We start from the raw sequence: 13,542 nt of genomic DNA, 5'->3' as shown, positions 1-13,542 counted from the left end.
CCGACTTCTTGATGGTGCGCAGCAGCGGCAGCGCGTCGGCGAGGGTGTCGAACAAACTCGGGTCGCGGTCGTCGACCACATACTCGGCGCGATCGAATTGAACGTTGTGGGAGTAGAGCATTCGGACGCCGCCGCCTTCGACGTCGAGCGGCAGCGCCTGGGCTTTGAACTTGATGCGGTACTTGCCGGGAATGTTGGGCCGGACGTCGGTCTCCGCGGCCAGTTGAGCGTCGGGATGGCGGAACTTGAACACGATCTCCGGGTCGCCCTCGGGGAAGCCGTCGTGATAGCGCACCCGCCTGCGCAGGATGAAGGCGTTGTTGTAGAGCCGGAAGTCGGCGGTGTCGAGGAACTGCACCTCGCGGATGCCATGCGGCCGGCGCCGGTAGGGACCGGCGCTGAATTCGATTCCGTTGTCCTTGGCGGGACGCTTGACCAGTTCGCCGACTTCGAAGAGCGCTTCCCGCGAGGTCAACAGATCGGGCTTGAGGCTGACTTTGCACTGGATGTAGCGGATGCGGTGCAGGGGTTTGCCGTCGGCATAGTGGCCGGGTTCAATACGCTGCAGCCAATCCGGCGGGCGTTCGGAACCGGCCTTTTTCAGCTTTGCCATGATGGCCCCCCCGCCTTGCCGGGGCACGCGCTGTCAGGTGCACCTTTCCCTGATCCCCTTCGTCACCTGCGATTGCCGAGGCAGGAATCTGTTGTGAAGGATAATCCGAGTACCCGATGGGAAGGCAAAGATTCCCCGGATGCCGCCCCGGCAGGTAACCAGCGACAGCGCCAATGAACGGGCCGGAACAGGTGGTAGGCGAACCCCCGGATGCGGTAAGAACGGGTGCGGTAAGAACGGGTCCCATGGCGACCCCACCGAACACCACGTCCTGACCGGCCAGGTGGCGACCAAGAAGTGCTGCTAGTCCGGCCGCACGCCGATCGACTCACCGGAGCGCACCTGCCCCGCGGCGACGTGCAGGACCACCGCACCGCCCACCACCCCCACCGCGTACACGACCCACAGCGGCCAGCCCGGCCCCCGCGAGTTCGCCGGTGTGGGCGGCGGGATGGTGAACAGCGGCGCCTGACCCGCAGTCGAAAACCTACACACCGATGCTGATTCGACGAGGTGCCGCTAACACAGTCCCGCAACTGCGCGTACCGTCATACGCGCGTGCATCGCTGTGAGTCCGGGGAGGGGTGGAATGCGCGAAGCGGCCGGTTCCACCGCTGATCCAGGCGCCGTTCTTGGAGTCCTTTCACCGGGCCTGACCCACTTCGCGTCGTTCTACCGCGGTGACGACGAATTCCTGGCCGCTGTCGTGCCGTTCATCCTCGACGGGGTGGCCAACGACGACTCGATTCACGTCGCCGTCCCGACCGCCAACCTGACACTGCTCCGCGACGCTCTGGGCGATGCCGAGGAAACGGTGCAGTGGGCCGACATGACCGCGATCGGCCGGAATCCGGCGCGGACCTTCGCGATGTTCGCCGCAGCGCTGAGTGCCGTGCCTCCCGGTCGGCAGGTCCGCTCCGTCGCCGAGCCGGTGTGGCCGGGGCGCAGTGCGGACGAATATCCCGCCTGCGTCCAGAACGAAGCGCTGTTCAACGTCGCGTTCGCCGATGACCGGTTGGTCACGCTGTGCCCCTACGACGCGGCCAACCTGCCGGACCGGGTGATCGCCGACGCCAAGCGGACCCACCCGTTGATCCGCCAGGGTTCAGCGCTGGTGCCCAGCCGGGAGTACACCTGGCAGGACGCCTTCGGCGACAGCAACACAGCGCTCGCGACGGACCCCTGCGCGGCGGTGCTCCGGTGTACGCAACTGACCGATCTGAGTGCCGCCCGGACGTTCGCCGCCAACTGCGCCGGTGCGCTCGGGCTGCCCGGGGACCGCATCGGCGATCTGAACCTGATCGTCACCGAACTGGCCACCAACAGCCTGAAGTACAGCGGCGGGGACTGCCGGCTGGCCCTCTGGAAGCGAGACGGCCACCTCATCTGTGAGGTGCGCGACGGTGGCCATCTCGACGATCCGCTGGCGGGGCGACGGATGGCGTCGCCGCATTCGCTGGGTGGCCGCGGATTGTTGCTGGTCAATGCGCTCGCCGATCTCGTTCGGATGCACACGAGCCATAACGGCACGACTATCCAGGCTTTCCTCTCGTTGAAACCGGCTCAGGAGCAGCTGACATGACACGTCGACACGGCGTCGTTGACACGGCGACCGGATTGGTCCCGTTCGGCCATCTCGGCTGGGGCTATCGCGACCGCGCCGACTTCCTTCGGCAGGCAGCCGACTACCTCGCCGACGGGCTGGCCCACAATCAGTGGCTGCAGTATGTGGGAGCCGGCACCCGTGAACAGTTGCGGGCCGAATTGGACAGGATGCCCGGCGACACCAGCACGGTGACAGTCACGCCGGCGGAGGATTTCTACGGCCTCGCCGACGGCAACGACGTCGTCGACCCCGACACAGTGCTGGAACTGTGCGCCTCCGCGGTCGACGACGCCCTCGCGGCGGGCTATAGCGGAGTCCGCATCGTCGGCGATCCCACCGCGGTCAACGCCCGGCCCGAACAACGCGACGCCTTCGCCAGGCTGGAGTTCCTCATCGACCAGGCGATGGCGGAGGCGCCGATCACCGCGCTGTGCGCCTATGACACCAGTCAACTGGCTTCAGGAGCCGGCGAGCTGGTCTGCCTGCACCCCCTGATGGGCCCCGACTCGCCGACATTTCACCTCTACGCCGCTTCGACCGCCGATTTCGCGATCGGAGGGGAGATCGACTCCGCCAGCGCTGACACGTTCAGCACCGTGGTGCGGCGCATCTGGCCGCTTGTCGGCGGTGACGACGTGGGGCCGGGGCCCGGCGGTGACGACGTGGTGATCGACGTCGACGCTGTGGAGTTCATCGGCCACCGGCAGTTGCTCACCCTGGATCGCTACGCCCGGCGCGACGCGCGCCAGGTGGTCATGCGCGGGAATTCCCCGGTGGTCACCCGGCTGGTCAAGCTGCTCGATCTGGGTAGCATCCGCGTCGAGCCCACTGCCTGAGCGGGCACCCGAGTACCGTTCACCCGGCGTTCACTTTAAGGTGATGCCTGGTCCTCGGGAGGTGCAGTGGAGGTCGGGCTCATTGTCGCCATCGGCTTCGCTCTCTCGTTCGCGCTGACCAACGGATTTCACGACGCCTCGAACGCGATCGCCACCCTGGTGGCCACCCGCGGCGCCAGCCCGGGTCAGGCCGTCGTCCTCTCCGGGGTGTTCAACATGGCCGGCGCGCTGCTGCTGGGCACGGCGGTCGCCGACACCATCGGCAAGATCGTCACCGTGCCGCAGGGCCAGATGGTGGCCGTGGTCGGGGCCGGCCTGGCCGGAGCGACGGCGTGGAACCTGATCACCTGGTGGCAGGGCCTGCCGTCCTCGTCCGGGCACGCGTTGGTCGGCGGTCTGGTCGGAGCCGCCGTGGTCGACGGCATCATGTCCGGCTCCGGTGGTCTGGAATCGGTGCAGTGGGGCGGATTCGAAGGCTGGCACCCCACCGGGGTGATCGGCGTGCTGGTCGCCCTGCTCGTCTCCCCGCCGCTGGGCTTCGCCGTCGCCTTCGTGCTGCTGCGTCTGCTGCGGCGGGTGTCCCGCCGCTGGACGACGCGCTGGATCACACCGGTTCGGGGCGGCGGATGGGTTGCGGCAGCGGGGCTTTCGTTCAGCCACGGCGGCAACGACGCCCAGAAGTCGATGGGCGTGATCGCCGTGCTGCTGCTCGCATCCGGGCATACGACGACCATGACCGTCCCGTTGTGGGCCAAGGTGGCCACCGGCCTCGCGCTCACCATGGGCACCGCCCTGGGTGGCTGGCGCATCGTCAAGACCATCGGGCACCGGATCTTCAGCCTGACCCCGTTGGATTCGTTTGCCAGCCAGGCGTCGTCGACAACGGTCATCCTTGGCGCGTCGTTGCTGGGCGCTCCGGTGAGCACCACTCACGTGGTGGCGTCGTCGGTGGTCGGTGTGGGCGGCGGCCGACGCCGGTGGAAGCACGTGCGCTGGGAGATCGTCCGGGAAATGGGCATCGCCTGGCTGACCACCATTCCCGCGGCCGCACTGCTGGCAATCATCGTCCTCGTGATCTGGAGAGCGCTATGAGTCCGTCGGCCCGCTGGTTTCTGCCCGAGACGCCCGATGTGATCGGCATGCTGCGGCGACAGGCCGACATCTCGGCCGAGGGCATGGCGGCGTTCGCGGAGTGGGCCTGTGGAGACACCGCGCGTGCCGACGAGGTCCGCGTCGCCGAACACGAATGCGACGAGGTCCGGCGCGGCCTCGTCGACGCGGTCAGTGAGGCGTTCACCACCCCGCTGCAACCCGAGGATCTGTTCCAGCTGTCCCGCGATCTCGACAAGGTCATCAACGGCGCCAAGAACACCGTCCGTGAGTCCGAGGTGATGGGCGTCCCGCCTGACCAGGCCACCGCCGATATGGCGGTGCTGCTCGCCGAGGGTGTCGACCACATCCGCACCGCTTTCAGCGCGCTGGGTGTCCGGGTCGCCAAGTCCCCGGTGTCGGCCACCGAGGCGGCCGACGCCGCGGTGAAGTCACAGCGCAACCTGGAGCGGGTGTACCGGCAGGCCGCCGGTGATCTGCTTCAACTCAGCGACATCGCCGAGATCACCGCCCGGCGCGAGTTCTACCGGCGCGTCTCGGCGATCTCCGACGACATCGTCTCCGTCGCCGACCGGATCTGGTATTCGCAGGTCAAGGAGAGCTGACCCCGGCCGCTGAGCCCGGTCTCGGTTGGCTCCCATTTCGGCGGCGAACCCGTTTCGCGGCCCCGGGGCACTGCCGACTGGTCGTTACGATTGGCCGTGCTTACGAAAACGCTCGCGGCCGGTATGGCGCTGCCCTGTGTGGCGCTGTCATCGGTGGCCGGGGCCGCCCCCGCGGTTGCCGAGCCGGCCCCGGCTCCCGCCGCCCAGTCGTCGCAGTGGATCGTCGTCGGCGTACCAGCCGCGACTGAAACCACCGGGACACTGACCGCGTTCCAGAAGGTCGGCCAGGAGTGGAAGGTCGTGCTGGGCCCGACGAAGGCCAAGGTGGGTTCGTTGGGGGTCGGTGAACCCGGCGATGGCATTCACCGCACGCCGGAGGGAACCTTCACCTTCGACCAGGCTTTCGGCCGGCAGCCCAACCCCGGCACCAAGATGCCGTATTTCCAGGCCACCAACCAGGACTGGTGGGACGAGGACGCCGGCTCACCCACGTACAACACTCACGTCCGTTCCGCCACCAACCCGTCGGCGATCACCGAGAACCTCTACGACTCCGGACCGGTCTACGACTACGCGGTCAACATCGCCGTCAACCCGCAACGCATTCCCGGAAAGGTGTCCGGCATCTTCCTGCACGTCACCGACGGCAGCCCGACCTGGGGATGCGTCGCGATCGGCCGCGAGGAGATGAAGTCGGTGCTGACGTGGTTGGACCCGGCCGCCTCGCCGCGGATCACCATCGGAGTCGGCCAGCCCTCCTTGGTGCGCAATAGCTCCTGACGGGCACGTAAAGCTACGCTTCGGCGAAGTAGGCTCCCGACCACATCCACAGGTCCCAGCCTGGCCTCCGACGCCGCGCGGGGCACCGTCCCGGCTATCGTCGCGGCCTGAGCCACCGCCGTGCGCGCCGATCAGACGGTCTCACCGAGAGCGTCGGCCACCGCCCGCTGGAACACCGCCTCCTCCGGGGCCACCCCGGTCCAGCGCTGGAAGATCTGCATGGCCAGTTGCACCAGCATCTCCACCCCGTCGACCACCGGGCAGCCGCGCTCCCGCGCCGCCGCCAGGAACGGGGTGATCCGCGGGTTGGTAATGACGTCGACCGCGACGCACGCCGGATCGATGGTGTCCCACGCCACCGGCAGCGGCTCCAGATCAGGGGCGCAGCCCAGGTGGGTGGCGTTCATCAGCAGAGTGGTCCCGGGCGGCACTGCCACGGTTGTCTCCCAGGCCTGCCACTGCGCGGGCACCCCGGAGACCCGCGTGACGGTGGCGGCCACCTCCCGGCCCTGCTCCTCGCGCCGGGTCATCAGAGTCAGATGCGCCGCTCCGGCCCAGGCGAGCTCCACGGCCATCGCCCGTCCGGCGCCGCCGGCGCCCAGCATCACCACCCGCTGGCCGGCCAGGTCGGCGACCGTGCGGATCGCCTGCACCACACCTTTGCCGTCGTTGTTGTGCCCCACCACCCGGCCGTCCTCGACGGTCGCGTAGTTGGCTGCGCCGATGGCGCGAACGTCGTCGTCCACGTCGTCGAGTAACGGGATCACCGCCACCTTCCACGGCACGGTGATGCCGAAGCCCCGATAGCCCAGCGGGCGCAGCGCCGGCACCGCCAGCGCCAGGTCCTCCGGCGAGGCGATGTCGCTCTTCCAGAATTGCCAGTGCAGGCCGTAGTGCTGGTACACCGCGTCGAACATCCGGTCGATGGGGTTCTCCGCCACCGGATGACCCAGCATCCCGGTCATCTGTTTCTGCGGGGGGATGGTGGGCGCTGCCGCCCCCTCGGAGTGCTCGTTCATGACCGCGATTATTCGCGTTGCCATGCGACTATGGGCGGATGCGGGAGACTTCACGGCAGGCCGATCGCGTCACCGCGTCGGTCTGCTTTCACGGCGAGGGCCCGTTCTGGGACGCGGCGAACGGCCGGTTCCTCTGCATGGACGTTCTGCGGGGCGAGGTGATCGAGTTCGACCTGCAGGGCAACCATTCCCGGCATCCGGTACCGAGCCCGGTCGCCACCACGATCAGACGCCGTGCCTCCGGGGGTTTCGTGATCGCGGTCGAGCGCGGTGTGGTGCTGTCCGACGACCACTTTCGTCAGTTCGAGCATGTCGCCGATGTCACCGACGATCCGTCCTGCCGAACCAACGACGGCGGCTGTGATCCGCTGGGCGGATTCGTCATCGGGACTATGGCCTACGGCGCCCGGCCCGGCGCAGGCGGGGTGTACCGGGTGAGCCCCGATCGTGAGGTCGTGGAATTGCTCGCCCCGGTGACTATTTCGAACGGCGTCCACTGGTCGGCCGACGGCAGACAGGTCTTCTACATAGACACCCCGACCGGAAGGATCGACACATTCGACTGCGATCCGCAGACCGGCGGGTGGACCGGGCGTCGTGTCCACCTCGATCTCACCGAGGGCACCGAAGGATCGCCGGACGGGATGGCGATCGACGACGAGGGCGGCCTGTGGGTTGCGCTGTGGGGCGGCGGTGCGGTCAACCACTACGACCCGGCCGGAAGCCTGGTCGAGACCATTCGCGTCCCCGGCGTCAGCCAGGTGAGTTCCTGCGCCTTCGGCGGCGAGCAGCGCAACGTCTTGTTCATCACCACCTCACGAGAGGGGTTGGCGGACAACGACGAACCCGATGCCGGCGCCGTCTTCGCCGTCGAGACGCGGTTCCGCGGCGCGATGCTACAGGAATTCGCCGGCTGAAATCTGACGTGCCGGCCCGGTCACTCCGAGCCCAGGCGGGCCGTCGCCCCGCCGTCCACGAGCAGCACCGCTCCGGTGACGAAGGCGGCGTCCGCGCCGATCAGGAACGACACCGCCCCGGCCACGTCATCGGGATCGCCGATGCGCTGAAGCGCTGTGCGCGAACGCAGTACAGCCTTGCGCTCCTCGGCCACGTCGTCGCCCCAGCGGGCGAAACCTTCACGCAGCTTCGCGGTGTCGATGGCCCCCGGCGCGACGGCGTTGACCCGAATCCCGGGCCCGAGGTCCAAGGCCGCGGCGCGCACCCAGCCTTCCAGCGCCGCCTTGCTGGTGGCGTAGGCGGTGATCCCGTTGGTGGTCGCGCGGCCGTGGACACTGCCGATGACGACGACCGAGCCGGCGTTGGCGGCGAGGCTGTCCCGGGTACCGGCGAGTAACGCGTCGACGGCCATGACGTTGACGCGAAGGGTGTCCAGCCACTGATCGGGCGTCGTCTCACCCGCGCCCGCCATCGGCTGGACGGCGGCGTTGTGGATGATCGCCTTCACCGCGTACTTCTGTGCCAATTCACTTCCGAGAGCGATCAACTCATCGGTGTCGCGCAAGTCGAGTTGCAGGTCTACGTCCGCGGCCGCCGAGGGCGCCTGGTCGATTCCGATGGCGGTGTAGCCGTCCCGCTGCATGCGCCGGCACAGGGCGGTGCCGATGCCGCCCGCGGCCCCCGTGACGATCACCGCGGCTGTCACCGGGTGAGTTCCTCGATGAGGAAGTCCACCGCGGTACTGCTGGCCCGCGCCACGCCTTCCCGGGTGTTCGAACCGTTGTGCGCCCCGAGGATGACGTTGGGGAATTCCCGAAGCTTGCTGGCCATCGGCAACGGCTCGACCTCGAACACGTCGAGTGCGGCGCCGGCAAGCCGGCGGTTCTCCAGCGCCTCGATCAGATCCGGCTCAGCGACCACTGGGCCCCGCGCCACATTGACCAGGTACGCGTCGGGCCGAACCCGGGCGAGCCGGTCGGCGTTGATCAGGTGATGGGTCTGCGGCGTCAGCGGGCACGCCAGAACGATGAACCGGCTGGTGGACAACAGGGTGTCCAGATCGACCATCGCGGCATCGGTAGAGGATTCCACCATCGGGTCATACGCCACAACGTCCATGGCGAATCCCTTGCCGCGCTGGGCGATCGCCCTGCCGATGGCCCCGAACCCGACGATGCCCAGTCGGGTGCCGGCCACCGTGACGCCTTCCACTTTCGGCCACTCGCCGCGCCGGACGGCCGCGTCGACGGCGATGAATCCGCGGGCAAGGTTGAGGATGTAGCCGAACGCGCAGTCGGCGACCTCGTCGCCGAAGACCCCCGGGGTGTTGCGGACGGTGACACCGTGCGCCCGGGCGGCATCGTGATCCACCGAGTCCATGCCGATTCCCCAGCGGATCACCGTCTTGAGCTGCGGACAACCATCGAAGAACTCCCGGCTCAGATGGTCGTCACCGGCGATGATCCCGACCAGGCGGGAGCTGTAGTCGAGCAGTTCGGCCGCGGTGAACTGCTGCCGCGCACCGAGATCGGGAGCGAGGACCTCGTAGCCGAGTTGCTCGATCCGATCGCGATGGGCGGGTAGCTCGACCTGCATCTGCCGGCAGGTGACCAGGATCAACGGCGCGCTCATGCGGTGGTGTCCCGGCTCGCGGCGATGGCCACCGCGAGTGCGAAGTCCTCTTCGATGTCGATGTCGATGGCCTCCAGCGGCGACATCTCGAACATCAGCGGGTGCTCACCGATGCGGTTGTGTCTGCGGCGGAGCAACTCGGGAGTGAAGATGAAGAAGCAGGAGTTCTCGATGAACAGCGGGGGCAGATCCTGGGTCCGTATCAGCACGGAAGGGTCGTGGTTCACCGGCTCGTTCGCCTCGTTCCACAGCCGCGCCTGCAACCGTGTGACGGAGAAGATCGAATCAAAGTCCCGGTCGGGCTCGGCGAAGCGCTGCAATGCCGCCGACACCGTCTCCGGCTTCAGGAAAGGGTTCGTCGAATGCGTTTGCAGCGCAACGTCGGCGCCTACCTGGTCGAGGGTGTTGAGGAGCACGTCGTTCATCGCGATACCGCCGTCGCGCAGGTGCTCGGGTCGCAGGAGAACCCGCACCTGCGGGAAGTGCTCGGCGCAGTCGTTGATGATGAACTCGCTGTCGGTGTCGATGACGACCGTGTCGATCTCCGGAACGGCGGTCAACGTCCGAACCACGTGGTGGTACAACGGGATTCCGCCGAGCGGGCGATAGTTCTTACCGGGCACCCGTTCGCTGTTGTGGCGCATCGGGACGATCGCGACAGTGGTCATGGCTCTCCATCGATGTCAGTCGTCGGAACGGGAGTAGTGAATCTTCCGGCCGGGCTCGGGGGTGGTCGAGGCTTTCTGTGACTCGCTCGGGTAGTAGAAACGCTGCCGCAGTTGGGTGGAGATCTGATCGGGGGACCGGAAACCCTCCCAGGCGCCCAGGAATTGGGCGGTCCGGAAGAGCGGAATCCCGATGATATTGCTGCGGATTCGACGGGCCATCAGCGCGTCTTTGTAGTCCCCGAAGACATTCGACAGGGCCAGCCCGACCGCTTCGGGCAGCGACATCTTGGCTCCGTCGACGATGTGGGCGTAGGCCATGGCCTCACGGCGATATCTGTTCCGGGTGACATTCCAGGCCTCTTCGTGGACGTGCACCACCGGAGCATCGGCAACGTAGGCGATCTTGTGCCCGCGGGCGATCGCCTTCTTGGCGAAGTCGAGATCCTCGAGGCCGGTGAGGTTCTCGTCGTACGGCGACTCTTCCCAGACCGATTTGAGCACGGCGGCATTGGCGTTGTTGCTGAACGGATGGCCCTGATCCCAGATGTTCTCGGTGGGGAACCATTTCAGCATGACCCGCGACTCGGAGAATTTGGTGCGCTCGTCGCCCACCTGACGGCCGTAGGCGATGGCGACACCCTTGCGGTCGAAGGCGTCGGCGATGTGCTCGACGTAGGTGTCGTAAACCGGGTAGACGTGCGCCGAATTGAAAAGCAGAATGTCGCCGGAGGCGGCGGCGCACCCCCGGTTCAGCGCCCGGCCGAAGGAGAACTCGGCCTTGTCGATGTGGACGATGGTGCATCCGGCGGCCTTGGCGATGGCCACCGTGTCGTCGACGGAGCCGGAGTCCACCAGGATGACCTCATCGGGCTTCACGGTCTGCTGCTCGAATCCCTCCAACAGCCGGCCGATGTGTTCGGCTTCGTTGTAGGCCCGAATGACCGCCGAAACCCGCCGCTTCTGTTTAACCCCGCCCATCCGTGCGACCTCTGCCGTCCTTTTCCAGTCCCGTATGCGCATTTCCCGGTGATTCTCCGATCCGGAGACCGCAGAGCCGTCCACGGTGCGCAAGAGTTTTAGCCGAATACGTGCAGTGGGCATGGTAGTCGACACCCTGTAGCCGGCCGCAGAGCCATTCGTGGACCCCGGAGTCAGCAAACAAGCGGCCATGATCGCGCCGGGTGTTGTGCGCCCATGGGCAGGTGCGGGAGACGTTCGATAACCAGAAGGTGACGGTCGTCGTCGCCGACGATGGGCCGTGGCCAGCAGCGGTGGGTAGTGAGTGAGCATCGGTGCTGCGTCCCGATCGTGATTTCAGCGGCCATGACGGTCGGGGCGCAGTCTCGCGGATGGTGTCAGGAGACCTCGACAGAGATCGTGGGCCAGCCGGTGGCCCCGTCCGGCGCGGGCGGCGCCGGCTGTTCGGTCTGCACCGCGCCGGTGTTGTCGACAGCCCGCGCGGTGATGATGTGCCGGCCGGGAGTGGTCTTCCAGTCGAAGGTCCACAGCCGCCAGGTGTCGTTGGAGTAGCTCGCCCCGAGCCGGGCCGGCTGCCAGGGGCCGTCGTCGATGCGGACTTCGACGGCCTTGATGCCGCGGTGCTGGGCCCAGGCCACCCCGCCGACGGTCACCCATCCCGCGGTGACGCGGGCGCCGTTGCGCGGGACGTCGATGCGGGATTGCGTCTTGATCGGCGCCCGGGCCGACCAGCCCAGTTTGGTCCAGTACGCCTCGGCACGGTCGAAGCGGGTGAGTTCGAGGTCGACCACCCACTTGGTGGCCGAGACGAAGCCGTACAGGCCGGGCACCACCAGCCGGGCCGGGTAGCCGTGTTCGACGGGCAGCGGGACGCCGTTCATGCCGATCGCCAGTAGCGCGTCGCGGTCGTCGGTCAGCGCCTCGACCGGTGTGCCGGCGGTGAAGCCGTCGTGGGACGTCGACAGCACCATATCGGCGCCGGACTGAATCCCGGTGCGCGCCAGCAGATCACGAACCCGATATCCGGTCCACACCGCATTGGAGATCAGGTTTCCGCCGACCGGGTTGGATACACAGGCCAGCGTCACCGCACGCTCCACCACGTCGAACTGCTTGAGGTCCTCGAAGGTGTAGGTGATCTCCGTGTCGACCATGCCGTGGATGCGGAGCTTCCAGTCGGTCCGGCTGATCTGCGGGACGCTCAGCGCGGTGTCGATCCGGTAGAAGTCGGCGTTGTCGGTGACGAAGGTGGTCAGCCCGTCGGCCGGGGGCTGCACCGCCGGGGGTATCGGCGGCGCCGGGTCGGTGGCGGCGGGCAGGCTGAACGCGTCGCGGTCACCGGCCACCGAACGCCGCTGACGGGTCAGAACGGTGCCCGCCACCCCGCCGAGGGCACCCGCACCGAGCAGTCCGAGGGTCAGCAGCGAGCGCCGACGGGCCGGATCCGCGCCGTCGGGTGCCGGCTGCGAAGCCGGCCGGGTCAGCAGTCGCATCGCGCCGATCCCGCAGGCGGCGCCGATCACCGTGGGGATCAGATCGGCCGGTCCGGCTCCGGGCTGGGCCAGCACCGCCAGTGCGCCCAGGAGTCCGAGGGTGGCAATGGCAATGCTTCCCAACGGGATACGGGTGCGTTCCCCGATCGCCGCCACCGCCGCGATGGCCCCGATCACCACCACCACCATGATGGTCAGAAACGCCTTGTCGGCGGTGCCGAAGGTCTGGATGGCCCATTCCTTGACCGGCCCGGGCGTCAGATTGATCACCGAGGTACCGACCGCGGTGCGGGCGTCGGCGGCGGGGGAGAAGAACGCCGCCATCACCTCGGTGACGCCGAGCGAGACCGCGGCGGCGGCCAGACCGGCGCCCATCCGGGTGCCGATCGGGGTTGGGGCCATGGGGCCAAACTACTCGCGGTCACCGGTGCGGCATAGGGCCGCGGGGGCCGCCCGGTGGGCCGTCAGACACCGGAAATCATTGCCGTCAGCAAGCCCCCTCGAAACTCTGCGGGGTCTAGCGTGGACGGAATGGGCTACCTCAGCGACGACGAGCGAACTGAGCCGGATAGCCGTCGTAGCGAGGTTGTCGCTCAGACGAGCCGGGATGTCGAGGCTGGCGAGTACGCCATCGACGATCCCGTCATCTTGGGGCCGGGGTTGCCGCCGGAAGATGGCTCCTGCGGTCAGTTCGCCGTGCAGTTTCATGTCACCACGACAACGGTGGTCGGACTCAAACGCATCGCCGATGCGCGGGGAGTGAGCGTGCCGGAATTGTGCCGACTGGTCGTCGGTGTTTTCGTTGCACAACAGGAAGGCGAGTTGGGCGCGCTGCTCGCCGCTGAGGCCGAGGTCGCCGACTACCGGCCCAGCCTGCGCCAGCCGTAGCCGCAACCTGTCCTTGGCCTTCCGAGTCGACGCTAGAACCAGGAGTCCGGCATCTCCAGCGTGGTGCGGTCCAGCGACTCCAGCAGGTCCAGTTGCGCCGCGGTCTTCGGCAACTCGTAGCGGAAGAAGAAGCGCGCGGCCTGACGCTTGCCGTCGTAGAAGTCCCCGGCGTGGCCGTGCGCGGTCAGCACCTGCTCCAGCCACATCCACGCCACCACGATGTGACCGAGCGCCTCCAGGTACACCACGCTGTTGGCCAGCGCCGCCTCGATGTCGCCGGAGCCGAACATCCCCGCGGTGACGGCGACCAGGCGCTGCCAGGACGCGTCCAACCGCTGCGCGAGATCGGTGGCGTCA

Annotated in this window: 16 protein-coding genes; 7 read left to right on the top strand and 9 right to left on the bottom strand. The window is 67.8% G+C overall.

The features are described 5' to 3' along the window. Window positions 1-613: hypothetical protein (locus ADBZ6I_RS10645; RefSeq protein WP_526383579.1), on the bottom strand; the 613-nt coding region annotated here is incomplete at its 3' end. Window positions 614-916: 303 nt separating this feature from the next. After that, window positions 917-1,108 carry a hypothetical protein gene (locus tag ADBZ6I_RS10640; protein WP_526383577.1) on the bottom strand — a complete coding sequence of 64 codons (192 nt, stop codon included), beginning with the start codon at window positions 1,106-1,108 and terminating at the stop codon, window positions 917-919. A gap of 94 nt (window positions 1,109-1,202) precedes the next feature. Between ADBZ6I_RS10640 and ADBZ6I_RS10635 the strand changes: the two genes are divergently transcribed. The 5 genes from ADBZ6I_RS10635 (at window position 1,203) to ADBZ6I_RS10615 (ending at window position 5,550) form a co-directional block, all read left to right on the top strand. Then, entirely contained in the window at window positions 1,203-2,195 is a 993-nt protein-coding gene (locus ADBZ6I_RS10635; protein ID WP_526383575.1) for an anti-sigma factor RsbA family regulatory protein, read from the top strand. Further along, complete coding sequence (locus tag ADBZ6I_RS10630; protein ID WP_526383573.1) at window positions 2,192-3,055, top strand: MEDS domain-containing protein; 864 nt, start codon at window positions 2,192-2,194, stop codon at window positions 3,053-3,055. The genes ADBZ6I_RS10635 and ADBZ6I_RS10630 overlap by 4 nt, the downstream gene beginning before the upstream one ends. Before the next feature lie 66 nt (window positions 3,056-3,121). Then, entirely contained in the window at window positions 3,122-4,147 is a 1,026-nt protein-coding gene (locus ADBZ6I_RS10625; RefSeq protein WP_526383571.1) for an inorganic phosphate transporter, read from the top strand. Then, the gene (locus ADBZ6I_RS10620; protein ID WP_526383569.1) at window positions 4,144-4,770 is read left to right on the top strand and encodes a DUF47 domain-containing protein; all 627 of its coding nucleotides are present in this window, start codon (window positions 4,144-4,146) and stop codon (window positions 4,768-4,770) included. The genes ADBZ6I_RS10625 and ADBZ6I_RS10620 overlap by 4 nt, the downstream gene beginning before the upstream one ends. A gap of 96 nt (window positions 4,771-4,866) precedes the next feature. Then, complete coding sequence (locus tag ADBZ6I_RS10615; protein ID WP_526383567.1) at window positions 4,867-5,550, top strand: L,D-transpeptidase family protein; 684 nt, start codon at window positions 4,867-4,869, stop codon at window positions 5,548-5,550. Window positions 5,551-5,681: 131 nt separating this feature from the next. On the opposite strand, the gene ADBZ6I_RS10610 is transcribed toward ADBZ6I_RS10615, so the two are convergent. Further along, a complete protein-coding gene (locus ADBZ6I_RS10610) occupies window positions 5,682-6,569 on the bottom strand; it encodes a shikimate dehydrogenase family protein (RefSeq protein ID WP_526383565.1) in 888 nt (295 codons plus the stop codon). Window positions 6,570-6,607: 38 nt separating this feature from the next. On the opposite strand from ADBZ6I_RS10610, the gene ADBZ6I_RS10605 reads away from it, so the two are divergent. Further along, window positions 6,608-7,486 (top strand): SMP-30/gluconolactonase/LRE family protein, encoded by an 879-nt coding sequence (locus ADBZ6I_RS10605; protein ID WP_526383563.1) that lies wholly within the window; start codon window positions 6,608-6,610, stop codon window positions 7,484-7,486. Window positions 7,487-7,506: 20 nt separating this feature from the next. On the opposite strand, the gene ADBZ6I_RS10600 is transcribed toward ADBZ6I_RS10605, so the two are convergent. The 5 genes from ADBZ6I_RS10600 to ADBZ6I_RS10580 all read right to left on the bottom strand — a co-directional run bounded on the left by ADBZ6I_RS10600 (window position 7,507) and on the right by ADBZ6I_RS10580 (window position 12,699). Beyond that, the gene (locus tag ADBZ6I_RS10600) at window positions 7,507-8,232 is read right to left on the bottom strand and encodes an SDR family NAD(P)-dependent oxidoreductase (protein ID WP_526383561.1); all 726 of its coding nucleotides are present in this window, start codon (window positions 8,230-8,232) and stop codon (window positions 7,507-7,509) included. Then, window positions 8,229-9,158 carry a phosphoglycerate dehydrogenase gene (locus ADBZ6I_RS10595; protein ID WP_526383559.1) on the bottom strand — a complete coding sequence of 310 codons (930 nt, stop codon included), beginning with the start codon at window positions 9,156-9,158 and terminating at the stop codon, window positions 8,229-8,231. Before ADBZ6I_RS10595 ends, ADBZ6I_RS10600 begins: the two co-directional genes overlap by 4 nt. After that, the gene (locus ADBZ6I_RS10590) at window positions 9,155-9,826 is read right to left on the bottom strand and encodes an acylneuraminate cytidylyltransferase family protein (protein ID WP_526383557.1); all 672 of its coding nucleotides are present in this window, start codon (window positions 9,824-9,826) and stop codon (window positions 9,155-9,157) included. Before ADBZ6I_RS10590 ends, ADBZ6I_RS10595 begins: the two co-directional genes overlap by 4 nt. A gap of 15 nt (window positions 9,827-9,841) precedes the next feature. Next, window positions 9,842-10,804, bottom strand: coding sequence for a glycosyltransferase family 2 protein (locus ADBZ6I_RS10585; protein ID WP_526383555.1), 963 nt, complete (start codon window positions 10,802-10,804; stop codon window positions 9,842-9,844). Window positions 10,805-11,181: 377 nt separating this feature from the next. Beyond that, complete coding sequence (locus ADBZ6I_RS10580; RefSeq protein WP_526383553.1) at window positions 11,182-12,699, bottom strand: molybdopterin-dependent oxidoreductase; 1,518 nt, start codon at window positions 12,697-12,699, stop codon at window positions 11,182-11,184. A 129-nt stretch (window positions 12,700-12,828) separates the two neighbouring features. Here ADBZ6I_RS10580 and ADBZ6I_RS10575 point away from each other — a divergent pair, with 129 nt between their 5' ends. Further along, window positions 12,829-13,185 (top strand): hypothetical protein, encoded by a 357-nt coding sequence (locus ADBZ6I_RS10575; RefSeq protein ID WP_526383551.1) that lies wholly within the window; start codon window positions 12,829-12,831, stop codon window positions 13,183-13,185. A gap of 32 nt (window positions 13,186-13,217) precedes the next feature. Here the strand turns inward: ADBZ6I_RS10575 and ADBZ6I_RS10570 are convergent. Beyond that, on the bottom strand, window positions 13,218-13,542 hold a 325-nt coding region (locus ADBZ6I_RS10570; protein WP_526383549.1), incomplete at its 5' end, for an acyl-CoA dehydrogenase C-terminal domain-containing protein.

Origin of the sequence: Mycobacterium sp., assembly GCF_044342925.1 — a bacterium.
Taxonomy (GTDB): domain Bacteria; phylum Actinomycetota; class Actinomycetes; order Mycobacteriales; family Mycobacteriaceae; genus Mycobacterium.
Note: the sequence above shows the minus strand (reverse complement) of the source record. Positions and strands in the feature narration are given on the sequence as shown.

What these genes read in the sequence shown, in the direction of transcription:
- ADBZ6I_RS10635 (WP_526383575.1), top strand. Translation starts at nt 1,203, where the DNA reads ATGCGCGAAGCGGCCGGTTCCACCGCTGATCCAGGCGCCGTTCTTGGA.
- ADBZ6I_RS10630 (WP_526383573.1), top strand. Translation starts at nt 2,192, where the DNA reads ATGACACGTCGACACGGCGTCGTTGACACGGCGACCGGATTGGTCCCG.
- ADBZ6I_RS10620 (WP_526383569.1), top strand. Translation starts at nt 4,144, where the DNA reads ATGAGTCCGTCGGCCCGCTGGTTTCTGCCCGAGACGCCCGATGTGATC.
- ADBZ6I_RS10610 (WP_526383565.1), bottom strand. Translation starts at nt 6,569, where the DNA reads ATGAACGAGCACTCCGAGGGGGCGGCAGCGCCCACCATCCCCCCGCAG.
- ADBZ6I_RS10605 (WP_526383563.1), top strand. Translation starts at nt 6,608, where the DNA reads ATGCGGGAGACTTCACGGCAGGCCGATCGCGTCACCGCGTCGGTCTGC.
- ADBZ6I_RS10595 (WP_526383559.1), bottom strand. Translation starts at nt 9,158, where the DNA reads ATGAGCGCGCCGTTGATCCTGGTCACCTGCCGGCAGATGCAGGTCGAG.
- ADBZ6I_RS10590 (WP_526383557.1), bottom strand. Translation starts at nt 9,826, where the DNA reads ATGACCACTGTCGCGATCGTCCCGATGCGCCACAACAGCGAACGGGTG.
- ADBZ6I_RS10585 (WP_526383555.1), bottom strand. Translation starts at nt 10,804, where the DNA reads ATGGGCGGGGTTAAACAGAAGCGGCGGGTTTCGGCGGTCATTCGGGCC.
- ADBZ6I_RS10580 (WP_526383553.1), bottom strand. Translation starts at nt 12,699, where the DNA reads ATGGCCCCAACCCCGATCGGCACCCGGATGGGCGCCGGTCTGGCCGCC.
- ADBZ6I_RS10575 (WP_526383551.1), top strand. Translation starts at nt 12,829, where the DNA reads ATGGGCTACCTCAGCGACGACGAGCGAACTGAGCCGGATAGCCGTCGT.